A 21,841-nucleotide genomic window follows, 5' to 3' on the forward strand; every position below is an offset into this window, starting at 1 on the left:
CACACCATGTGGCAAGTCACGGTCGCCGAGGTGGCAGTACTACTACTGCGGTGTTCGACTGAGGGCGGATCAGGCAAAGGCTCTCGACGAGTTTTTTAAGCATGCGCCGACGCCATAAAGGAGCAGGAAACCACTCATGCATTTTCTATATGGATCGAAGAGGGGCGTGGAACGACGCTTGGTCGCGACGTTCGGTTCGGTACAGCAATTGTTGGCCTATGTGCGTTGGGCAACTTTGGAAACCTCCGGCGAGCACCCCGGCAAGTTCGAACAAGGCAGCGCATTGGCGAGCTATCACGCATGGGAGCATTCCGCCGAACCGCTGACCGAGGAGGACGAAGCCGCAGTGCCTTACAACCCGACCCCTAGCATGCTTTGATGCTAATCACTCGATGCAGAATGAGGTATTTCGATGAATCACCCCGCATCCCAAACGATGGCGGCAAATAAATTCGAGGTGAGAATTCTGCGCCAGGACCATTCCGACGATCCGAGCTACTGGCAAACCTTCCGTCTCGACCGTGAGCCTGGTATGAACGTGACCAGCATTCTCCAGCGAATCGCGGCAAATCCAACAACCACGAGCGGTGCCCATGTAAGCCCGGTGGCTTACGACTCCAATTGCCTGGAAGAAGTTTGCGGTTCATGCACGATGCTAATCAACGGTCGCGTTCGCCAAGCGTGCTCGGCTTTGGTAGATCAACTACTGGGCGACAATTCCGACCGAATCGAACTCCGTCCCATGAGTAAGTTTCCCGTCATCCGCGACTTGATGGTTGATCGCCGCCGACTATTTCGCGCATTGGAGAAGCTCCACGCCTGGATCCCGGTAGATGGCTACCATAACGTAGGCCTTGGACCTCGCCAATCGCAAGACGATCAGCAACGAGCGTACCCGCTCAGCAAGTGCATGAGTTGCGGCTGTTGTCTAGAAGCCTGTCCGCAGTACGCGAGAGTGGTGCTTGATCAGCAGCCGGACGAAACGCACGAGCGCTTCAACCAGCGCCAGGATGCCGCGTTCGACGCAGTCTTCATCGGAGCGCATGCGATGAGTCAGGTGGTCCTGATGAATTCGCATCCAACCGGGCGCATCACAGCGAATCAACGGCTCGACGCTTTGATCGGGCCGGGGGGCATTCAAAATTGTGGCAAGGCGGCAAACTGCGAGGCCGTTTGTCCTCAGAAAATCCCGCTGATGACTTCCTGGGCCCGGGCCGGCCGAGCGGCGACGGTTCACGTGATCACGAGGTTCTTCGACGGATAGAAGGGACTGCCGCTATACTCCGCGTTGATGTGTTGCTCATTCATTGACTAAGGAGAACGATCATGGCGATTACCCACCCACCCCAGCACGCATACCCCGGAATGCCCGTAGATCTCCGACCCGTCGGAGAGTCTCTTGCCGAGGCCACGACGGTCCCGCTTGTGAAAGAAGAGACGTTCGAGGCCATTCGGATGGTGGTCCGCAAAGGCCACGAAATCCCCTACCATCAGGTCGGGGGCGCGATCACGATCTATTGTCTCGACGGGTGGATCGCGTTCACCGCCCGCGGCCAGACCCACGAACTGAAGGCCGGCCACTGGCTTTTCCTACTTGGCAACGAACCTCATACGCTCCTGGGGATTGAGGACTCCTCGTTGCTGTTGACGATCCTGTTTCCCCGGTCGAGCCAGGAACGCCAAGTCGCTGCGGAGCCACCAGAGCCAGGAAACCCAGTTTACCCTCACTCTCCTTGAAATTGCGGACTAGAAAGTGACGGGGTGAATCGGGAGTCGACATCATGAATACGAAATCGCAACCGCTCACCGCAGAACTGCTTCACCAGATGGACGCCTATTGGCGCGCCGCCAACTTCCTGTCGGTGGGCCAGATTTATCTCTACGACAATCCGCTGCTGAAGCGCCCGCTCACGCTGGCGCACATTAAACCGCGCCTGCTCGGCCACTGGGGTACGACGCCGGGCCTGAACTTTATCTATGTCCATCTGAACCGCGTCATCAACGAACACGACCTGAACGTGATCTACATCAGCGGGCCGGGTCACGGCGGACCCGGGCTGGTGGCAAACGCCTACCTGGAGGGGACCTACAGCGAAGTCTATCCGAACATCGCGCAAAACGAGGACGGGATGAAGCGGCTGTTCAAGCAATTCTCCTTTCCCGGCGGCATTCCGAGTCACGTCGCGCCGGAGACGCCAGGTTCGATTCACGAAGGCGGCGAACTGGGCTATTCGCTGTCGCATGCTTACGGCGCGGCGTTCGACAACCCCGATCTGCTCGTGGCTTGCGTCGTCGGCGATGGCGAGGCGGAGACCGGCCCGCTCGCCACAAGTTGGCACTCGAACAAATTTCTCAATCCCGTCTGCGATGGTGCGGTGCTGCCGATTCTGCATCTCAACGGTTATAAAATCGCCGGCCCCACTGTGCTGGCACGCATTCCGCATGACGAACTGGAAGCGCTCTTCCGCGGCTATGGTTACACGCCTCATTTCGTCGAGGGGGACGATCCGCTGGAGATGCACCGGCTCATGGCTGCCACGCTCGATACGGTGGTCGCCGAAATTCAACACATTCAGATCGAGGCCCGCGCCAACGGATTCAAGACGCGTCCACGCTGGCCGATGATCATCTTACGCTCACCGAAGGGCTGGACCGGCCCGAAGGTGGTCGATGGCAAACCGACCGAAGGCACATTCCGCTCGCACCAGGTGCCGATGGGCGACATGAGCCATCCGGGGCATGTGAAGATTTTAGAAGAGTGGCTCAAGAGTTATCGCCCGCAAGAGTTGTTCGACCAGGCGGGAAAGCTTCGGTCCGAATTCGCGGACCTCGCCCCGAAAGGCGAGCGCCGCATGAGCGCCAATCCCCACGCCAACGGCGGCCGGCTGTTGCATGACCTGCGTCTGCCGGATTTCCGCGACTACGCCGTTGAAGTCCCAACGCCCGGTGCGGTAAACGCCGAAGCTACGCGTGTGCAGGGCCAGTTGATCCGCGACGTGTTGGAATCGAACCCGCGGACATTTCGAATATTCAGCCCGGACGAAACAAATTCGAATCGTTGGAACGCCGTGTTCGAGGTGACGAACCGTTGTTCAACTGCGGAAATTATTCCCGGCGACGATCACGTCGCACCCGATGGCCGCGTGATGGAGATGTTGAGCGAACATCAATGCGAAGGCTGGCTTGAAGGCTACCTGCTCACCGGCCGGCACGGATTCTTCTCCTGCTACGAAGCGTTCATTCACATCATCGATTCGATGTTCAACCAGCACGCCAAGTGGCTGGATGTGACCCACCAGATTCCGTGGCGGCAGCCCATTGCTTCCCTGAACTACCTGCTGTCTTCGCACGTGTGGCGTCAGGATCACAACGGCTTCACTCACCAGGACCCGGGCTTCATCGATTTGGTGGCGAACAAGAAGGCGGACATCATCCGCGTCTATCTGCCGCCCGATGCGAACACGCTGCTCTCCGTGACGGATCACTGTCTGCGCAGCCGCAACTACGTGAACGTCATTGTGGCCGGCAAACAACCCTCGCCGCAGTGGCTCGACATGGACGCCGCGGTCAAACATTCCACCGCCGGCATCGGCATCTGGCCGTGGGCGAGCAATGACCAGGGGGGCGAGCCGGATGTCGTCATGGCGTGCTGCGGTGACGTGCCGACGCTGGAAACCCTGGCCGCGGTCGAGTTGCTTCGGGAGTTTTTTCCCGAGTTAAAAGTCCGAGTGGTCAATGTCGTTGATTTGATGAAGCTCCAGCCGCAAGGCGAACATCCGCACGGCCTGAGCGATAAGGATTTCGACGTGCTCTTCACCAACGATAAGCCGATCATCTTCGCCTATCACGGCTATCCCTCGCTGATTCATCAGCTCACATATCGCCGCACGAATCACTCGAACCTGCACGTGCGCGGTTACAAGGAAGAAGGCACGACCACCACGCCCTTCGACATGACCGTGATGAACGACCTGGACCGGTTTCACTTGTTTGGCGACGTGATCGACCGCCTCCCGCAATTGGAATCGCAGGCCGACCGCGCGCGGCAGTTCATCCGCACCCGGCTGCTCGAACACAAGCAATACATCGAGCGGCATGGCGAGGACATGCCGGAGATTCGAAACTGGAAGTGGAGTGCCCCCCGATGAACACACAAGAACTCCTCGACGCCGCGAGAACGCTCGTCGCAGGCGACAAGGGCCTGCTGGCGATGGATGAAAGTAATCCAACCTGCAACAAACGATTTGCCGCGCTGGGCATTCCTCAGACCGAGGAGGCGCGGCGCGCTTATCGGGCGATGATTGTGACCACGCCCGGTCTCGCTGAGTCCATCAGCGGCGCGATCCTCTACGACGAGACGATCCGCCGGCAAAAGAACGATGGCACTGCCTTTGCTAATGCCATCGCCGATGCGGGAATGATTCCCGGCATCAAAGTAGACACCGGTGCCAAGGACATGGCAGGTCATCCGCGAGAGAAAATCACCGAAGGTCTGGATGGCTTGCGAGGCCGATTGGCTGAATACGCTCAAATGGGCGCCCGTTTTGCCAAGTGGCGCGCGGTGCTTGCCGTGGGCGATGGTCTTCCCAGCCGAGGTTGCATCGAGGCCAACGCGCAGGCGCTGGCTCGCTACGCCGCGTTGTGCCAGGAAGCCGGTTTGGTTCCCGTCGTCGAGCCGGAAGTGCTCTTGGACGGCGCGCACACCCTGGCGCAGTGTTTCGAAGTAACGGAGGAAGTTCTGCGAACGGTTTTCCACCAGCTTTACACGCAACGGGTGATGCTGGAGGGGATGCTCCTGAAGCCTAACATGGTGCTTCCGGGGTTGGCCTGCCCCCAGCAAGCCACGGTGGATGAAGTCGCCGACGCCACGGTGAGGTGTCTCTTGCGAGCAGTCCCCGCGGCCGTTCCGGGGATTGCGTTCCTGTCGGGTGGCCAATCCAGTGAACTGGCTTCGGCTCGCTTGAATGCCATGCATGTTCGATTCAAGTCGCGACTTCCCTGGGCGCTATCATTTTCGTTTGCGCGTGCCATCCAGCAACCGGCTTTGGAGATTTGGCAGGGCAAGGCGGCCAATGTGGAAGCGGCTCAGCAGGCCCTGCTGCATCGGGCCAGGTGTAACCGGGCTGCGCGACGTGGCGAATACGATGCCGCGATGGAAAGGACGTGAGCATGACAACAAGTTCACCCATGCCCCTGCGCATTCACCTCATTCGACATGGCGAAACCGAGTGGTCACTCTCCGGCCAATACACCGGTCGCACGGACATTCCCTTGACCGCGCACGGCGAAGAAGCAGCGCGCGCACTCGGACAGCACCTCCGTAGCACGCCGTTTGCCCGTGTGCTGACCAGCCCGCTGCTGCGCGCACGCCAAACGTGTGAACTGGCTGGGTTGAGAGCGGTGCCCGAAATCGAACCGGACCTTGCGGAATGGGACAATGGCGACGACGAAGGACGGACCACTGCCGACATACTCAAGTCGCGACCGAACTGGAATCTCTTTCGTGACGGTTCGCCGCACGGTGAAACGCCCGCTCAGATTTCCGCCCGCGCCGACCGCTTCATAGCCCGTCTCCGTGCGCTCGATGGAAACGTCGCGCTCTTCTCGCATAGCCACTTTGGCCGCGTGCTGGCCGCCAGGTGGATCGGGCTGTCCGTAGAGCAGGCGCAGCATTTCCTTCTCAGTACGGCATCCGTCAGCATTCTCGGTTACGAGCACAACCTCGCCGAAACGCCCGCCATCGTGTTGTGGAACGCTGTCTCGAACGAGATGGTACCGGACAACGCCCAGTTAGGACCTCTACAATGAACGCTGCTGAAACCCCACGAATGCTGCGCCAGAGCGAGCGCACGAACCCGCAAGAGGGCCGTGTCGTGTGGAGTCCCGTGAAGTCTCTTTGGTTCATTTCACACGTGCTCGTTGCCGTCATCGGCGGCTTCCTCACATATCGCTACGACGCGGTTTTGCTGTCTTTCGTCTTCTTCGTCACGACGATGTGCCTGGGCACTTCCATCGGGTTTCACCGCCTGCTCGTTCATCGCAGCTTTGAGTGTCCCCGCTGGCTCGAATCCGTTTTTGTTTATCTCGGCACGGTGGGTGGCATGGGCGGACCGTTTGGCTTCCTCTAAATGCACGACATCCGCGACTGGTCGCAGCGCCACGAGTCTTGCCACGCGTATTTCAGCCATCAGAACCCGCTATGGCGGGCTTTCATCTGGCAGTTTTTCTGCGAACTCCGGTTGGCCCATCCGCCCCAGCTCCAACTTGAGCCGCGAGTCGCCACCAACCGGTTTTATCAATTCCTGGACCGCACATGGATGCTGCAACAGCTTCCGTGGGCCATTCTGTTCTACGCGCTCGGCGGCGTGAGCTTTGTCGTTTGGGGCATTTTCGTGCGAATCACCGTTTCGATGCTCGTTCTCTATCTGTTTGGCTATTTCGCTCACAACTCAGGTTCACGCGACTGGCACCTCAACGGCCACGCTGTCCAAGGCCACAATGTTCCTTACATCGGTTTGCTAACGATGGGCGAGTCGTGGCACAACAACCACCACGCCTTTCCCGGTTCCGCGAAGCTGGGTTTGCGTGCTTCGCAGCATGACCCCGGTTGGTGGGTTCTGTGCGCCCTTCGCGCTCTCGGCCTCGTCTGGAATATCAAGCTTCCGTCCGACCTCCCCGAGAGACCCGAACTCGTCCCACTGGGCCCATCAACTGGCGTTGGCGGAGAAAATAGTGCCGGTGAACAAAGGCGCGTCGGGAGCGATTACCACGCCCATCAACGAGGCGTGGCTTAAGGATCCAGTCAGGCTTAAGCAGGTATTGGAGTTAATTCCATCTCGTCGCATCGGCGAGCCGGAAGAAGTGGCGGGGGCCGTTTTGTATCTGGTGAGCGACGAGGCCGCCTATGCGATCGGCACGACGCTCCTCATTGACGGCGGGATGGCCCTGTATTCGAGTTTTCTCGGGCAGGCTTAACATTGAAATATGATGACTTATGCATACCAACGAAAAGAACGCCATTGCCTTTGGTGCGCCAGGGATTGAACCACGCTGGACCTCCAGCGCCAAGTGGGGCATCGGCACGGCGTATCACAGCGCGTCCTGCATCTGGTTCACCCTCAGCCACGGCATCGTCAACGAGATCTATTTTCCCCATGTGGATTCGCCCAACACCCGCGACCTGCAGTTTCTGATCACCGACGGCGAATCGTTTTGCCACGAGGAACGGCGCGATCTGCTCCACAAAACCGAATATCCTGAGAAAAACGCATTGTTCTACCGGCTCACCAACTCCGACCGCGAGGGCCGCTATCGGCTCGTTAAAGAAATCGTCGCGGATCCGCACTCGTCGGTTTTGTTGATGCACACGCGGCTGGACATCTTGGACCCGAAGCTGCGCGGCAAACTGCGCCTGTACGCTCTGCTCGCCCCACACATGAAAGGCACTGGCAAAAACAACTCGGCCAGGTGGTGCGGATTGGATGGCCGCAAGCTCTTCGACGTGCAACGGGAGGACATTGATATGTCGTTCGGTTGCACGCCCGATTTCACCAGGCGCTCCGTCGGCTATGTCGGATTCAGCGATGGCTGGCAGGACTTGATGGACAATTTCAAAATGGATTGGGAATTCGAACGGGCCGAGGACGGCAACATCGCTTTGATGGGGGAGATTGATTTATCGGACGGACTGGAGTTCACGCTGGGCGTGGGCTTCGGGCGCACTGAACACAGCGCTTCCGCCCACCTCCTGCAGGCGTTCGCCACTCCTTTCGCCAACCAGCGCGAGAAGTATGTCAGCCAATGGCAACGCACGCGCGCCGAGGTCGATTTGAGCGCGCACGCTAAAGACGACGGGGCGATGTTGCGCTTGAGCCGGTGCATTTTGCTGGCGCACGAAGACAAGATTTTCCAGGGCGCGTTCGTGGCGTCGCTGAGCATTCCCTGGGGCGATACGAAGGACGACGGCGATCGCGGCGGGTATCATCTGGTCTGGACGCGCGACATGGTGCAAACCGCCACGGCGCTGCTGGCCTGCGGGCAAAAGGAGTCGCCGTTGCGCGCGCTGATCTGGCTGGCGTGTGTCCAGGCCGCCGATGGCAGCTTGCCGCAAAACAGTTCGATCACTGGCGAGGCTTTCTGGAAAGGAATTCAACTGGATGAAGTGGCTGTGCCGATACTGCTCGCCTGGCGATTGCAGCAAGCGGACGCGCTCCGGCAATTCGATCCTTGGACGCTGGTCTCGCGCGCCGCGCGTTATTTGATTCTGCACGGACCCGTGACATCGCAGGAACGTTGGGAGGAGGCTTCCGGATACTCGCCTTCGACGCTGGCGACAATCATCGCGAGCTTGGTGTGCGCCGCGGAATTCGCGCGCGGCAGAAAAGACAAACTCGCGGCGGACTTTTTGCTCGATTACGCGGACTGGCTTTCGGCGCACGTGGAAAAATGGATGGTCACGCGTCGCGGCGAACTCGTGCAGGGCAAACCGCGGCACTATGTTCGCATCACGCCCGCCGATCCGAAACAAGCCGTGGCTGCGCCTGACCCGGATCAGGCTGAGATTGTTCTAGCCAACGGCGGCGGCAAATATCCGGCACGCAACATCGTCGGCGGCGATTTTCTCCAACTTGTCCGGCTGGGGGTTCGTGCCGCGGATGACCCGCTGATCGTCGATTCCCTCGCGGTGATTGATCAAGTGCTCAAACGCGATCTGCCGCAAGGGCCGTGCTGGCGGCGCTACAATCACGATGGCTATGGCGAGAAGGCCGACGGCAGCGCCTTCGACGGGACGGGTGAAGGTCGCTCCTGGCCAATTCTGACGGGCGAACGCGGTCATTATGAGCTGGCGGCCGGACGCGATCCGTTGCCGTTCATCGAAGCGATGGAAAAATTTGCCAACGAGGGCGGCATGCTGCCGGAACAGATCTGGGACGCGGACGATTTGCCGGAGGGAAAGATGAAGCGCGGTGGCCCCACCGGCTCAGCCATGCCCTTGTGTTGGTCGCACGCGGAGTATGTGAGCCTGGTGCGCAGTCACAAGGATGGGGTTTGTTTTGACCGTATCGAGCCGGTTTATCAGCGTTATGCCAAGGCCGGGGCCGGCAGCAAGATTGAAATGTGGACGCTCGCTCACCAGCTGCAGCGGATCGCCCCAGGGAAAACGCTCCGCATCATCACCGACAAACCGGCGACGATTCACTGGAGCTTTGATGGATGGGCGACGGCGAACGACCTGGAAACACGCGCTACGGGATTAGGTTGCTGGTTTGAAGATTTGCCATCGGACCAGCTCCAGGCCGGTGCCCGCGTTGTCTTCACATTTCTGCGGCGAGAAGGATGGGCGCGAAAAGATTTCCATGTCGCCATCCTGGAGCTTCCGATGGATGACTGACGCCCTCGACTCACCCGACCGGAGTCGAGCGGCTCGGCATTGCGGAGGAAGACGTATTTTTCGCAAAGGGGACTTCTCAGCTGTGGAGGACGGGCCAATGCGAGATTCGGTGCACAGGCGGCCGATAGTCTTGGAGGCGGATGCACATGCCGCAACCTGAATACGATCACATGCTCGATTCGCTTACGCGGGCCGCGTTCGCTTACTTCGTGAACGAAGCGAACCCCGCGAATGGATTGGTGAAAGATTGCACGCGCCCGGGCTTCCCCTCCAGCATCGCCGCCGTCGGGCTGGCCCTGGCGGCTTATCCCGTCGGCGTCGAGCGGGGGTTGCTGACGCGCACCGCGGCGGTGGTGCGGACGCTGACGACCTTGCGGTTCTTCTGGAACAGCCCCCATGGGACCGAGCCGGATGCCACCGGCTACAAGGGGTTCTACTACCACTTCCTTGACATAGATACCGGGCGACGTGCCGGAAATTGCGAGCTGTCCACCATCGACACGGTGCTCCTGCTCTCCGGGGCCCTGGTTGCCGCTCTTTACTTCGACCGCGAGGCGGAGGAGGAACGTGAGATCCGCGAACTTGCGGACTCGCTCTACTGCCGTGCCGACTGGCAGTGGGCACAGAACGGGGAGGCCACGGTCACGCACGGGTGGAAGCCGGAGAGCGGTTTCCTGCCCTACCGCTGGCGGGGCTACGACGAGGCCACGATCCTTTATCTCCTGGGCCTCGGCTCGCCGACGCACCCGCTGCCACCGCACAGTTACACGGACTACACCTCAACGTATAGCTGGAAGAACATCTACGGCTACGAGTTCCTGTACGCGGGACCGCTCTTCATCCACCAATACTCGCACGTCTGGATCGACTTTCGCGGTATTCAGGATGAATACATGCGTGCCAAGGGCATCGACTACTTCGAGAACAGCAACCGGGCGACCCACGTCCAGCAAGAATACGCCATCCGCAACCCGCTTCAGTTCCGGCGCACCTGCGGGTGCCGCCACTGCGAATGCTGCTGGGGTATCACCGCCGGCGACGGCCCGGGCCCCGCGACGCTAACCATTGACGGTATCGAACGCCACTTTTTTGATTACCTGGCCCGCGGCGCGCCCTACGGCCCGGACGACGGCACGATCGCTCCCTGGGCGTCCGCCGCGTCCTTACCATTTGCCCCGGAGATTGTTCTGCCGACGATCGAACACATGGTCCACGTCGGCGTCGGGCCAACGTCATGCCGCTACGGCCTGGTGGCCAGCTTCAACCCGACGTTCCCCGGTCCGACGTCCCTTGGCTGGGTATCTCCCTGGAATTACGGACTCAACCAGGGGCCGCTCGTCCTGATGATAGAGAACTACCGCTCAGGACTCATCTGGAGCTTGATGCGCCGCTGCCCATATCTGGTCGCGGGGCTGCGTCAGGCCGGCTTTTCCGGCGGTTGGTTGGAGAGTGCTCGTGCCGAATCAACTGCTGGGCCGCAGAGTGAGATATTGCAATGAACACATCAGCAAAGAAAGTATCTGACAAGCCTGGGAACACCGGGCTGGTTTTGCTCGCTACAGTGGCCGTCCTTTTTGCTGCCGCAACTTGGGGGCCTGCGGCACCGCCGGATTCGGATCAAGACACTCCGCTAGAACTCAAGATGCCCAATTCCCTACATGCACGGCACGAAGCCTTTCACGCGGAGTTCGTCAAAGCCACGCAGGAGACCGGCAAGGTGGGGGACGCGGCCCGAGCGATCGAGAAGGTGGGGGCAACCCATTTTGCGAAGGCGAAGGATGCGTTCGCGCCACTCGGACTCTTGCCCCAGCTTGCCGAGGGAAAGGTCACGCCCGAGATGCGTGTGGCCATCCAGAAGGCCAAGAAGCTGAGGTCCGGGCTGCCGCAAATCCACGGCGAGCACCGCGAACTCGTGGCAGGGCTGAAGAGGCTTGCCGAAGCGGCCAAAGAAGAGGGGAAGACGGATTACGTGCGATTCACTGAAAGGCTGACCTTGCACATTCAAGAAGAAGAGGAGGTTCTGTACCCGGCGGTGCTGCTGGTCGGCGACTCCGTGAAATGGAGACTCGACAAGCAGTAAACAGTAGTGCTTACGGCTGTTTCTTATGGCCTTCGTGTTCCTGGCTGCCCATGATTTTATCGTACAATTCCGGGGGCAGAACGCGCACCACGGTGAATAGTCCTTCGACACCCATCGACCAGCCGGGACGCATACCCGTCGCTTCGCGACGGCCCTCGACTCGGGCCGTGCCCTCCATCCCTTCCATGCCTTTCATTCCCTCGTGGCCGGCCATTGGTTTTTGCGTGGCCTCGGGCTTCATGTTCATCTTGCTGTGATCGGGTTCGCCGTTCGGCTTCAGGGGCGTCTTCTTCTGGGGCATGTCTGTCATGTCGTGCTTTTTCATGTCCATGCCCGGCATCTTCGTGCCGTTGGCAGCGGGCATTTTCATCCCCAGCATGACTTGAGGATACCCCGGCACTTTGAGTTGCTCGGGCGTAGAATTGTCACGGATCAATGGGCCGGCTTGCGACGACATCGAGTTCATCATGTGGTGGAACATGTGGCAGTGCATGGCCCAATCGCCCGGATTGTTAGCGATGAATTCGACTTCACGCACCTGGGCCACTCCGACCAACACGTTGTTGCTCGGATACCAGGCAGACTCCGGCAGGCGGCCACCCTCGGTGCCCGTAATCCAGAACGTATGCCCGTGCAGGTGCAGGGGGTGGTGGTCCATCACGCTGAAATCCAGGAAGCGAATTCGCACACGCTCACCCAGCTTGCACAGCAGGGGCGTCGTGAGCGGGCCAGAGCGGCCATTCAACGTCAGGAAGTTCCATTCCATGGACAGCGTGTCCGGAACTGTCGAATTCGGACGAAGTTGAAATCCTTGAGCAATGAGGACGAAATCGCGATCCACCACCGGCTCATGAGTCTTGGCGGGATACACAATAAACAGCCCCAACATGCCCAAGGCTTCCTGCATGCCTTCGTGGGTGTGATAAAAGAACGTCCCCTCCTGATGAACGGTCCATTCGTATACGAATTCTTGACCAGGCTCGATCGGATCCTGATTCAGGTACGGAACGCCATCCATGTCATTGGGGAGTTCGAGCCCGTGCAGATGCAGCGTGGTTGGCTCCGGAAGTTTGTTGTGAACGACAATTCGGACGCGATCACCTTGATTGAGTTCAATGGTCGGTCCGGGCATGTCTCCGTTGTAGCCGTAGGTGTCCATCCATACGCCGGGCAGTATCTCCCGGCGGACTGGTTCTGCAATGAGATGAAACTCCTTGGCTCCGTTGACTTTTTCCCAGGGGAGCTTCTTCAGATCGGGTGCGTAGATCGGAACCGGTGGCAGCGTGGCATCGCGATAACCAGGCACCAGCTTGCCGCGGTCGGTTGGACTTCCAACAGGTCCTCCCAAGCCGGCGTGTGTGCGGGGATACTCGCCTACATCACCTTCAGGGGCAGGAGGCTGGTGTTTCTCGTGCTCGCCCTTCCGCGGTTTCGCCGTTAGGCCATCGGCTGGCTGTTCAGCGGGTTTTTCTTGCGCGTGTCCCAGTGCAGCTCCGGCCACAAACATACCTGCCGCAGCCGCGCCTTTGACGAGAAAGTCTCTACGATCTGCAGCGTCGGCCATGTTCTTTCTCCAACTCCGGGTCAATTCAGCCCGTTGGAATTTTATCGCGGTTTCGGCGTTGCGTCGATGTGGCCGCCGCCGACCGTTGCGGGCGGTTCCGTCAGTCCTCCGGTTAGCAGCATTCCCCGGATGGCAATATCGGTTTCACGATATGTCTTGAGGCTGTCGACGAATTCGGTCTGGAGCGTCAGGTGCAATCGCTGCGCGGTGAGCACTTCAGCCCACGTGGCCCGCCGATCTTTGTAGCTTTGTCGTAGCAGTTCGGTAGCCTCTTCGGCTTTCGGCAGCATTGTGGCCTGGTACTCTTCGACACGCTGCCACGCGGAGTTGTAGGCGCGATACTCAGCGGCCAATCGCGTTTGCAGTTCCAACTCCATCCGCCGCGCTTCGGCATGCGCGCGGCGTAGGTCGGCCTGGGCCTGTTGAATGGTGCCTCGATTCCGGTCGAATATTGGGATCGGCAACCCAATGCTGACGCCGGCCGTGGTGTCGCCTGCCTCGACGTTGCGACCGACCCTGGCATCGACGAGAATATTCGGAATCGGCTCAACGCGTTCACGCTCGACCTGGAGTTCATCGTGTCGGATCTTCTGCCATGCAGCAACCAGCTCAGGGCTATTGGAAAGTAACTGCCCAAGGGCCGAGTCGTAGTCGAGCGGCTCTTGCTCAATAGTCAGGGTTCCTTCCAACATTGTTGGCGCGAGCTGCGGAACTCCAGCCAAGGCGACCAGCGTGCGCCAGGCCTGCTGGATGTCATTCTCGGCGTCCTTCAATTTCAACCTATCCCGTTGCAATTCCACCTCGGCCTGCAACACGGCCGATGCCGTCGTCTGACCCAAATTCAACATTTCACGGTGAGTTTGGACATTGTCTTCACCATTGGCAACCAACTTCCGGTGATTCTCGACGATGCGCTGCGCGGCAAGCGTGCGGAAGAATTGCGCCCGGATGTCATTGAACACACGCTGCTGTTGGGCCTGCACGTTGGTCGCGGCGATTTGCGCCCGCTGCGCCCATTTGGCGCGGCTCAGACGCAGCTTGCCGCCGGTGACGATCTCCTGCGAGACATAGCCGCCTTGTAATTCGCCCGCGGTGCCATCGACGCCAATCTGTTCTCCGACGTAGCCAATCACGGGATTGAAGGGCAACCCTGCCTGATACGCTGCTCCCTGTTCTCCCTGGAACTGGGCCTTCGCTTGGACGAGTGTCGGATTGTTGGCCATTGCCATCCCCTCCAGATCCTCCAAAGTCAAGGCCGGCTGCTCCTCGGCCGTCACGACGGGTGGGATCATCGGTTCGGCGTGCGCGTGCGTTCGCGGGACTTCCTCCTGATGGGCAACCAACTGGGTCTGCGTTGCGGTGGTTGCAGCGGTTCGACTTGCAGATTCATACGTGGAAACGGGCGGGTATGCCGCCTTCACAACCTGCCGAGTTGCGGCAGGGGTCTCACGCTTTGCGCTCAAGATGCCGCGAAATGGAGCGGTGGCGCAGCCGCTAAAAGCGAACGCCGAAAGGAGTGCGGTCGTGACGAGTCGATTCATGCTCATCTTCGACCGTTCCCGGGATGCGCGGCGAGATTTCAAAACGAAGGGTCAAACACGTTCCGGCTTCGAGAACGAAATGGTGTCGCTGGATTCTGCGCGGATGCAGTCGAATCTATCTGTTTTATCGGTACATTCCGCATCAGGGTTGAATTTTTATTTACCCACGGGATCATTCGCACCGGAGGAATCGGGCTGTGTGGTTCGGGGCGCTCGATCGGAATGGCGTCGAGTGTTTCGGCGACCAGTTTCTGGTCAGGCACATTGGCGCCGTCGACGGCGACGGCCACCCGGGCCAGGGCCTGCTCCGCCGGATCGCGGTTCTCCCGGCCGCGGATACGCTCCCCGTTTTCCTCAAAAAGCGGTACTCGCCGCTTGGTTCCCGGCAGCGTGTAGTACCAACAGTCGATCTGCTTCCAATGCCAAGCCGATCCGTGCGAATTGCGTCTCCTTTTTCGGGTTCTTCCCGTAGTTCCGTCCCTGAAAAGTTGACCGACCCCTGGGCGGTGCCGATATTGAACGCCGTCCCCGGGTTTGCGGCGGGGAAAGACGCTTCTCATGCCCTAGAAAAACGAGCAGCTCATGACTCTTCGACGCTCCAGCCATGGCCCGAAGCCGCCGATACGGCGATTTTTACTACACAGTTTTGCTACACTCATCTTGGTAATAGCGAACCATTCCCAAGTATTTTGCCGCGTTTTTGCCGATGATTTAGCGGAAACGGCGCGTCGACCCAACATCCTCCTCATCGTGGCCGACGATCTCGGCTGGGCCGACGTCGGCTGGCACGGCTCGAAGTTCAAAACGCCGAACCTCGATCGGCTGGTCAGCGAAGGAGTCGAGCTCGATCGGCACTACGTGCAGCCGGTTTGCTCGCCGACGCGCACGGCCTTATTGAGCGGTCGCTGGACGAGCCGCTTCGGCCCGCATGTGCAGCGGCCGACCAACCTGCGGGCCTTTCCCGCCGGCACGACCACGCTCGCCTCGGCTTTGAAGCAGCAAGGCTACGCCACCTGCATGGCCGGCAAGTGGCACCTCGGTTCGAAGCCCGAATGGGGACCGAACCACTACGGCTTCGACCACAGCTACGGCTCGCTCAACGGGGCGGTCGACCCCTGGACCCACGAATATCGCAAGGGCCCGTGGCAGCACACTTGGCACCGCGACGAAAAGATTCTCGACGAAGAAGGGAACGCCACCGAACTCGTGGCCCGGGAAATCGTCGGGCACTTGAAGTCGCTCCCCGAACCGTTCTTCGCCTACGTGCCGTTCCATGCCGTGCACATTCCGGTCGACGCGCCGGACGAGTTCAAAAAACCGTTCGCCGCCACCCAGTTCGATCTCGACCCGGCGAAGAACGAATCGCTGCAACGCCTGGCGGCGTTCGTCGCCCAAATGGATGCGAAAGTCGGCGACTTCGTCCGTGTGCTCGACGAAACGGGCCGCCGTGAGCGAACGTTGATCGTATTCACCAGCGACAATGGCGGGCTTCTGAAAGGGGGCAACCCCTACGTCGGCAAGGTGCCCCCCACGCCGGCGCTCAGCAGCAACCTGCCGCTGCGGGGCGCCAAGGCGCAACTCTACGAAGGAGGCGTGCGGGTGGCGGCTTTCGCCCATTGGAAAGGGACGCTCACTCCGCGCAAAATGACCGTGCCGATGCACGCCGCCGATTGGACGCCGACGCTCACTCGGTTGGCCGGCCGCGAGCCTTCGGCGGGCGACCGCTTCGACGGCCGCGACGTTTGGCCGCTCATCACGGGCAAGGCGTCGACGCTCGAAGCCCGGCCGATCTACATTCCGCAGGGTCCTCGACGGGCAATTCTTTACGACGATTGGAAGCTGATCGAGAACGACGCCAAGCCCGATCAGCCTGCGACGGTTGAGCTCTTTCACTTGAGGGTCGACCCGTACGAAGAAACCAACCTGGCCAAGCAGGAGCCGGAGCGAGTGAAGAAGCTCCAATCCATGCTGGCCGACGTGCGGACCGGCGATCTGACGGCGCTACCCGACGATCTTGAAGGAATCCACGACTAAAGCATTCGCCTCGCTCGGTCGAGGTGAGCGTTCCGTAATGTCGTCATCATGCTCCCGCATGATGACATCGGCATGCAAAGCATGACGACTACCCTGGAGCCGATCGATCCATGAAATATCTCGCCCCCCTGCTCTCGTTCGTCGCCGCGTACACGGCGGCGGTCGCCCGACTCGCATCGGCCTCCGGAGCCGCTCCGCTCGAGCGGCCGAACATCGTCTGGATTCTCGTCGACGACATGTCGGCCAACTTCTCGTGCTACGGCGAGAAAACGATCGAAACGCCGCACGTCGATCGCATGGCCCGTGAAGGCCTCCGCTTCTCCCGCGCCTTCGTCACGGCGCCGGTCTGCTCGCCGTCGCGATCGGCCCTGATCACCGGGATGTACCAAACCTCGATCGGCGCGCAGAACCATCGGAGCGGCCGCGGCAGCGAAAAGATCTACCTGCCCGACGGCGTCACGCCCTTGCCGGCGCTGTTCAAGCAGGCGGGCTACTACACGGCTATCGGCGGCGGTGTCGCGCCCGGCGGGAAAAATCCGGGCGCGGGGAAAAAGCCCGCGGGCAAGAAAGCCGCCGCGAAAAAAGCAGCCGGCAAACCCGATGGCGAAGAATCCGCGGGCAAGGGCCTGGGAAAAACCGACTACAACTTCGAATACGACCGGGCGATGTTCGACGGCCCCGATTGGTCGGGACGGGCCGACGGACAACCGTTCTTCATGCAGGTGATGCTCTCCGGCGGCAAACAGCGCGGCGGCACCACGGAGTCGGCCAAGAAGCTTTCTGCCAATGCGGCGACGGTGTTCGGCGCGGCCCTGAAGCCCGATGCCGTCGTGCTGCCCCCCTACTACCCGCGCGATCCGGTGCTGCTCGACGATTGGGCCGCCTACCTCGACAGCGTCCGAATGACGGACCGGAAGGTCGGCGAGATCCTGACCCGCCTGGCGAGCGAAGGGATTCTGGATCAGACGCTCGTCGTGTTCCTCACCGACCACGGCATCAGCCACGCCCGCGGCAAGCAGTTCCTGTACGACGAAGGGATTCACGTGCCGCTGGTGCTGCGCGGGCCCAAGACGCCGCGGGGCGCCGTGCGCGACGACCTCGTCTCGCATATCGACCTGGCGGCCACGAGCCTGGCCTACGCCGGAATCGAAATCCCCAACAGCATGCAGGGACGCGACCTGTTTGCCAGCGACTTCAAGCCGCGCGACGCCGTCTTCGCCGCCCGCGACCGGTGCGACGAAACGGTTGAGCATATTCGGGCCGTCCGGACCGACCGGTTCAAGTACGTCCGCAACTACCTCCCCGCCCGGCCGCACCTGCAGCCCAACAACTACAAGGACGGCAAGTCGATCGTCGCTCGCTTGCGCGAGTTGCACGCCGAGCAAAAACTTGACGCCATGCAGGAAAAGCTGCTGTTCGCCCCGACGCGGCCGGCCGAGGAACTGTACGATCTGGCGGCCGACCCGTTCGAGACGCGAAACCTGGCCGACGATCCGCAGCACCGCGCGACGCTCGAGACCTTGCGGGCTCGGCTCGATCGCTGGGTGACGGAAACCGGCGATCGGGGCGCCAAGTCGGAATCGGAGGCCAGGTACGATAGCGACATGCGGGTCTATCTGGCGGAAAAGAGAACCGAGGCCCAACGGACGGTCACCGAGACGAACATCCGGCAGATGAAGGCCTGGGCCGCAGAGGGCAAATGAGCTGAAGTCAAATGAACTGCGGGGAAACAAACCGCCGATCGTGACGCCGCCCGGCGCGGAGCCCGAACTCAGCGTTGGTCCCAAACCGGCGGCAGGTTCTTCGAGTCGGGACCGTAGGTCTGCGACACGACGAAGCCGCTGGCTTGAGAGAAATAGAAGATGCGGCCGTTCGAGACGACGGCCCCCAGGCACTCTCGCGAGTCGACGGCCGGCCCCGTCGACACGAGCTTGCCGCCCTGCGCCAGATCGATCATGTCCATGTTGGCCCCGAGGATGTACGAACTCGACATCGTGAACCGGCAGCAGGCGTAGTTGTGGCCGACGCCGCCGACCAGTTTCCCGGTCTGGCGATCGAACACGTTGCCGCGACCTCTGAGCGCGTTCGAGAAGATGAACTCGGGGCCGACCGTCACGACGTTCAGGGCCGACGTCACCGGCTCCGACTTCCACACCAGTTCGCCGTTCTTCGCATCGAGACACCACACGAAGCGGTCTTTCGTCGTAAGGTCGGCCGGATTGTAGCCGCCGATGTAGATCCGGCCGTCGCGGGCGCTGAGCGTGCACTTCGCCGTGACGTAGTACTTCTTCGTCAGCCACTCGACGTTACCGGTCGCCGGATCGAGCTCGGCCGTCAGTCCGTTGTTCTCCGCCGGCAAGCCGCGGCGTTTGCGCTTATCGGCGTCGTAGCCGAAGAAGGTCGAGTAATAGAGCTTGCCGTCGAGCAAGCAAATGCCGCAGTCGTTGCCGCCGCGACCGTACTCGTAGAAGTCCTTTTGCCAGACCAGTTTGCCCGTGTCCAAGTCCCACGCCCAAATCAACGGATGATGGTCCTGGGGATAGTACGGGTTGTCGTTCGAGTAGATCCAACTCATCACCTCGGCGCCGTCCGCCCGCGGCTCGGGCGTTCCTTTGAAGGTGTAAGGCTTCTCGGTTCCTTGCGCGGCGTAGGCGCCCGAGCCCGAGGCGTAGATGGCGAGTTTGCCGTGCACCAGCGGCGGAAACTGCCGGCTCCAACTGGGCGAACCGCTGAACGGCGCCTCCCAGACAAAGCGGCCGGTTGCGGCGTCGAAGCAGCGCATTTGCGACTGCTTGATGCCGGCCTGCGGCACCAGCAGCTTCTCCTGATAGTACAGCGGCGAGGTGAACGAGAGGTAAACGTCGGGCCGGTAACGACGCCAGAGCATCCGGCCCGTGTCTTGTTCGACGGCGATGATCTGCCCCTCGGCCGTATGCGTGTAGAGCCGCCCGCCGCCGCAAACCGGGGCATGCTTCACGGTCCCTTCCAAACGCCGGGCCCAGCGCATCCGGAGCGGCGGCTTCAAGCCCTGCTCGTTCGCATTGGTGCCGCCGAAGTCGCCGTAGTTGGTGTACCAGTCGAACTTGGGGTCGGCCCACGGTCCGGCCAACGGACTGCGGATCTTCCAAACTTCCAAGTCCTTCGTCGGCAACGGCGCAGCGCCGCCGGAGCCGAACACGTAGAGATATCCGTCTTCGCAGGCGGCGTAAATTCGGCCATCGGCCACGGCGACGGGAGCCGTGATCGCCGCCTCAAAAGCGGTCGGCAACGCCAGGGTCTTTCCGGTCGAGGAGAGCGGCACGACGTACAACTTGCCGTCGAGGCCGCCGTAGATCGCATGCTCCCGCGTAAGCACCGGCGGACAGATCGAGGGGGCCTCGCACAACACGACCGGCTTCGCTTCCCCTTTCGTGTGACGGCAGAGCCCTAAGCCCTGCTCGGGCCTTACGCGATAGACGTCGTCGCCCCGAACGGCCACCGACGCGAAGCTGAGCAAGCCGGGGAGGTGAATCGCCGTTTCGGTACCGGGAACGAAGTCGTATTTGAGTTTGCCGTTCTCCAAGCGCATGATCTCGACGCGCCCCGCGTTGTCGCGACGATGCCATTGCACGTAGACGTTGCCGGCTTCATCGGCGCTTTGCCCGAACGTCGCCGGGTATTCGGAGCCGGCGTAGTCCGGAATCTCGCCGACGGCCAGCAATTGCGGTTTGTCGCCGGCGTCGTCTAGGAACACGGTTCGCCCCCCCGCCGGTATGACCAGCGTTTTTCCGATCAGCGCGATGTCGCGTGAACTGACGAAATGGTCGCGCCATGTCACGCGATCGCCGCGAAAGGCGAGCCAGGCTTCTCCGCTCCAGCGATCGCCGTCGAAGCCGACCACCTCTTTCACGAAATCCCAGTTCCACACCGACTTGCCGTCCGGCTCGACGGCGAACACGCGGGCCCCGAGCGTCGTGAAGTAAACACGGTCGGCGCCGACCACCGGGGCCGCGAAGATCGGTTCTCGGCAGTCGATCTCACGCACGACGGCGCCGCTGGAGCGATCGAACACGTAATAGAAACCGGCCATCGTGCCGACGTGCAGATACTTGCCGACGACGGCCGGGGCCGAAGTGTTATTGCAATTCCCGGCTCCGCCGCGGGTCGCGAATTTCCAGCGCAACTCCAGCGTCGCCGCGTCGATTGCCGCCACGGTGCCCGAGCCGTCGACGACGTAGACCGTGCCGTCGGCCACCACCGGCGAGGCGTACAAACCGTCGGTGAGCGGCACCGTACCAATCAAACCGAGGCCGACCAGACCAATTCCCGGTTCGAGGGTCGCCTGCAGGGCGCCGCCCGATCGCAGCGGGCCGCCGAGCATCTGCGGCCAAGTGTCGGCCGCCGCCGCCAGGCGTGACAACAAAACAACCAGGATGATCGAGGGGAGTCGTCGCACGGTTACCGCCTTTGCGAACAGAGTGAATTAACGGCTTCCGCTCAGAATAGCAGATCTGCACGGCCCGTCGTTGCGGGCGTGGCGCCCCCGTCGTGAAACGCCGACTCTCGCTCGTGGAAATTATAGAATTTCACGGCGGGACCGTCCCGGCATCGTCGTGCGCACGGCCCCGCCCGGCGGTTTACAATGCTCCGGCCGGCGGAAGCGACACGCCGTCCGCCGAATGGGGAGTGCCAGAATGAAGCGGCTCGTTGACGGCTTGAGAACGTATCTAATCGCGTGGGCGATTCTGTCGTGGGCGATTCTATCGTCGGCGGTGCGCGCGGTGCCCGCCGCGGCGCCGTCGCCGGCGGCCGCGGATCCGGCCGTAGCCGAGCCTGCCGTTGCCCAGTCCATCGGGGTGATCGCCCGTGTAGGACCTTCGGGAAGCGGGTCCGGCGAAGCCCGCGCGGCTCGCGACGCCTTGGCCCAACACGGCGCCGAAATCCTGCCTCCCTTGCTCGTGGCCATGGATACGCGCAACGTCGTTGCGGCCAATTGGTATCGAACCGTGTTCGATGAAATCGTGCTCCGCGAAGGGGAACGAGACGGGGTCGCCCGGCTGCGGCCCTATTGGGAGGCGTATGCGGGCGACGCGCGGCGTGCCGGTCGGCCCAGACGGTTGGCCCTGACCCTGATCGAACGCGACGAACCGGGCTTCACCGCAACCTGGATCGCCGGCCGACTCGGCGATCCGGAATTCGGCTACGAAGCGGTCGCTCACGCCCTCTCGACCGGCGAACAGGCGCTCCGCGAC

18 protein-coding genes are annotated in these 21,841 nt (G+C 61.3%); 15 read left to right on the forward strand and 3 right to left on the reverse strand.

The features are described from left to right. The first annotated feature begins 166 nt into the window (after positions 1 to 166). The 12 genes from SGJ19_17990 (at position 167) to SGJ19_18045 (ending at position 11,471) form a co-directional block, all read left to right on the forward strand. Positions 167 to 379, forward strand: coding sequence for a hypothetical protein (locus SGJ19_17990; GenBank protein MDZ4782141.1), 213 nt, complete (start codon positions 167 to 169; stop codon positions 377 to 379). Between the two features lie 57 nt (positions 380 to 436). Next, positions 437 to 1,264 (forward strand): succinate dehydrogenase iron-sulfur subunit, encoded by an 828-nt coding sequence (gene sdhB, locus SGJ19_17995; protein ID MDZ4782142.1) that lies wholly within the window; start codon positions 437 to 439, stop codon positions 1,262 to 1,264. A 101-nt stretch (positions 1,265 to 1,365) separates the two neighbouring features. Then, the gene (locus tag SGJ19_18000; protein ID MDZ4782143.1) at positions 1,366 to 1,737 is read left to right on the forward strand and encodes a cupin domain-containing protein; all 372 of its coding nucleotides are present in this window, start codon (positions 1,366 to 1,368) and stop codon (positions 1,735 to 1,737) included. A gap of 44 nt (positions 1,738 to 1,781) precedes the next feature. Then, on the forward strand, positions 1,782 to 4,148 hold the full coding sequence (locus SGJ19_18005; protein ID MDZ4782144.1) for a phosphoketolase family protein: 2,367 nt from the start codon (positions 1,782 to 1,784) through the stop codon (positions 4,146 to 4,148). Continuing rightward, entirely contained in the window at positions 4,145 to 5,167 is a 1,023-nt protein-coding gene (locus tag SGJ19_18010; protein MDZ4782145.1) for a class I fructose-bisphosphate aldolase, read from the forward strand. The genes SGJ19_18005 and SGJ19_18010 overlap by 4 nt, the downstream gene beginning before the upstream one ends. Before the next feature lie 20 nt (positions 5,168 to 5,187). Further along, on the forward strand, positions 5,188 to 5,808 hold the full coding sequence (locus tag SGJ19_18015) for a histidine phosphatase family protein (protein MDZ4782146.1): 621 nt from the start codon (positions 5,188 to 5,190) through the stop codon (positions 5,806 to 5,808). Then, positions 5,805 to 6,128 (forward strand): hypothetical protein, encoded by a 324-nt coding sequence (locus tag SGJ19_18020; protein ID MDZ4782147.1) that lies wholly within the window; start codon positions 5,805 to 5,807, stop codon positions 6,126 to 6,128. The genes SGJ19_18015 and SGJ19_18020 overlap by 4 nt, the downstream gene beginning before the upstream one ends. After that, positions 6,129 to 6,794, forward strand: coding sequence for an acyl-CoA desaturase (locus SGJ19_18025; protein MDZ4782148.1), 666 nt, complete (start codon positions 6,129 to 6,131; stop codon positions 6,792 to 6,794). Beyond that, positions 6,739 to 6,975, forward strand: a complete 237-nt coding sequence (locus SGJ19_18030) for an SDR family oxidoreductase (GenBank protein ID MDZ4782149.1) — start codon at positions 6,739 to 6,741, stop codon at positions 6,973 to 6,975. The genes SGJ19_18025 and SGJ19_18030 overlap by 56 nt, the downstream gene beginning before the upstream one ends. A 19-nt stretch (positions 6,976 to 6,994) precedes the next feature. Next, positions 6,995 to 9,391, forward strand: coding sequence for a glycoside hydrolase family 15 protein (locus tag SGJ19_18035; GenBank protein MDZ4782150.1), 2,397 nt, complete (start codon positions 6,995 to 6,997; stop codon positions 9,389 to 9,391). Between the two features lie 140 nt (positions 9,392 to 9,531). Further along, positions 9,532 to 10,890, forward strand: coding sequence for a glucoamylase family protein (locus SGJ19_18040; protein MDZ4782151.1), 1,359 nt, complete (start codon positions 9,532 to 9,534; stop codon positions 10,888 to 10,890). Then, positions 10,887 to 11,471 (forward strand): hemerythrin domain-containing protein, encoded by a 585-nt coding sequence (locus tag SGJ19_18045; GenBank protein ID MDZ4782152.1) that lies wholly within the window; start codon positions 10,887 to 10,889, stop codon positions 11,469 to 11,471. Before SGJ19_18040 ends, SGJ19_18045 begins: the two co-directional genes overlap by 4 nt. Positions 11,472 to 11,481: 10 nt before the next feature. Here the strand turns inward: SGJ19_18045 and SGJ19_18050 are convergent, their stop codons facing one another. Both SGJ19_18050 and SGJ19_18055 read right to left on the reverse strand, forming a co-directional pair. Beyond that, complete coding sequence (locus SGJ19_18050) at positions 11,482 to 13,035, reverse strand: copper oxidase (protein MDZ4782153.1); 1,554 nt, start codon at positions 13,033 to 13,035, stop codon at positions 11,482 to 11,484. Positions 13,036 to 13,076: 41 nt separating this feature from the next. Further along, positions 13,077 to 14,327 carry a TolC family protein gene (locus tag SGJ19_18055; GenBank protein ID MDZ4782154.1) on the reverse strand — a complete coding sequence of 417 codons (1,251 nt, stop codon included), beginning with the start codon at positions 14,325 to 14,327 and terminating at the stop codon, positions 13,077 to 13,079. An 831-nt stretch (positions 14,328 to 15,158) separates the two neighbouring features. Here SGJ19_18055 and SGJ19_18060 point away from each other — a divergent pair. Further along, complete coding sequence (locus tag SGJ19_18060) at positions 15,159 to 16,610, forward strand: arylsulfatase (protein MDZ4782155.1); 1,452 nt, start codon at positions 15,159 to 15,161, stop codon at positions 16,608 to 16,610. Between the two features lie 110 nt (positions 16,611 to 16,720). Beyond that, a complete protein-coding gene (locus SGJ19_18065) occupies positions 16,721 to 18,313 on the forward strand; it encodes a sulfatase (GenBank protein ID MDZ4782156.1) in 1,593 nt (530 codons plus the stop codon). Between the two features lie 68 nt (positions 18,314 to 18,381). Here SGJ19_18065 and SGJ19_18070 read toward each other — a convergent pair whose 3' ends face one another. Beyond that, positions 18,382 to 21,045: a PQQ-binding-like beta-propeller repeat protein gene (locus SGJ19_18070; protein ID MDZ4782157.1), complete on the reverse strand. Its 2,664-nt coding sequence runs from the start codon at positions 21,043 to 21,045 to the stop codon at positions 18,382 to 18,384. A gap of 238 nt (positions 21,046 to 21,283) precedes the next feature. On the opposite strand from SGJ19_18070, the gene SGJ19_18075 reads away from it, so the two are divergent. Continuing rightward, the coding region (locus SGJ19_18075; GenBank protein ID MDZ4782158.1) for a hypothetical protein at positions 21,284 to 21,841 on the forward strand (558 nt) is incomplete at its 3' end.

The sequence above is a fragment of the Planctomycetia bacterium genome, from assembly GCA_034440135.1.
GTDB lineage: Bacteria > Planctomycetota > Planctomycetia > Pirellulales > JALHLM01 > JALHLM01.

What these genes read in the sequence shown, in the direction of transcription:
- sdhB (MDZ4782142.1), top strand. Translation starts at nt 437, where the DNA reads ATGGCGGCAAATAAATTCGAGGTGAGAATTCTGCGCCAGGACCATTCC.
- SGJ19_18000 (MDZ4782143.1), top strand. Translation starts at nt 1,366, where the DNA reads ATGCCCGTAGATCTCCGACCCGTCGGAGAGTCTCTTGCCGAGGCCACG.
- SGJ19_18005 (MDZ4782144.1), top strand. Translation starts at nt 1,782, where the DNA reads ATGAATACGAAATCGCAACCGCTCACCGCAGAACTGCTTCACCAGATG.
- SGJ19_18010 (MDZ4782145.1), top strand. Translation starts at nt 4,145, where the DNA reads ATGAACACACAAGAACTCCTCGACGCCGCGAGAACGCTCGTCGCAGGC.
- SGJ19_18015 (MDZ4782146.1), top strand. Translation starts at nt 5,188, where the DNA reads ATGCCCCTGCGCATTCACCTCATTCGACATGGCGAAACCGAGTGGTCA.
- SGJ19_18020 (MDZ4782147.1), top strand. Translation starts at nt 5,805, where the DNA reads ATGAACGCTGCTGAAACCCCACGAATGCTGCGCCAGAGCGAGCGCACG.
- SGJ19_18025 (MDZ4782148.1), top strand. Translation starts at nt 6,129, where the DNA reads ATGCACGACATCCGCGACTGGTCGCAGCGCCACGAGTCTTGCCACGCG.
- SGJ19_18035 (MDZ4782150.1), top strand. Translation starts at nt 6,995, where the DNA reads ATGCATACCAACGAAAAGAACGCCATTGCCTTTGGTGCGCCAGGGATT.
- SGJ19_18040 (MDZ4782151.1), top strand. Translation starts at nt 9,532, where the DNA reads ATGCACATGCCGCAACCTGAATACGATCACATGCTCGATTCGCTTACG.
- SGJ19_18045 (MDZ4782152.1), top strand. Translation starts at nt 10,887, where the DNA reads ATGAACACATCAGCAAAGAAAGTATCTGACAAGCCTGGGAACACCGGG.
- SGJ19_18050 (MDZ4782153.1), bottom strand. Translation starts at nt 13,035, where the DNA reads ATGGCCGACGCTGCAGATCGTAGAGACTTTCTCGTCAAAGGCGCGGCT.
- SGJ19_18055 (MDZ4782154.1), bottom strand. Translation starts at nt 14,327, where the DNA reads ATGATCCCACCCGTCGTGACGGCCGAGGAGCAGCCGGCCTTGACTTTG.
- SGJ19_18060 (MDZ4782155.1), top strand. Translation starts at nt 15,159, where the DNA reads ATGACTCTTCGACGCTCCAGCCATGGCCCGAAGCCGCCGATACGGCGA.
- SGJ19_18065 (MDZ4782156.1), top strand. Translation starts at nt 16,721, where the DNA reads ATGAAATATCTCGCCCCCCTGCTCTCGTTCGTCGCCGCGTACACGGCG.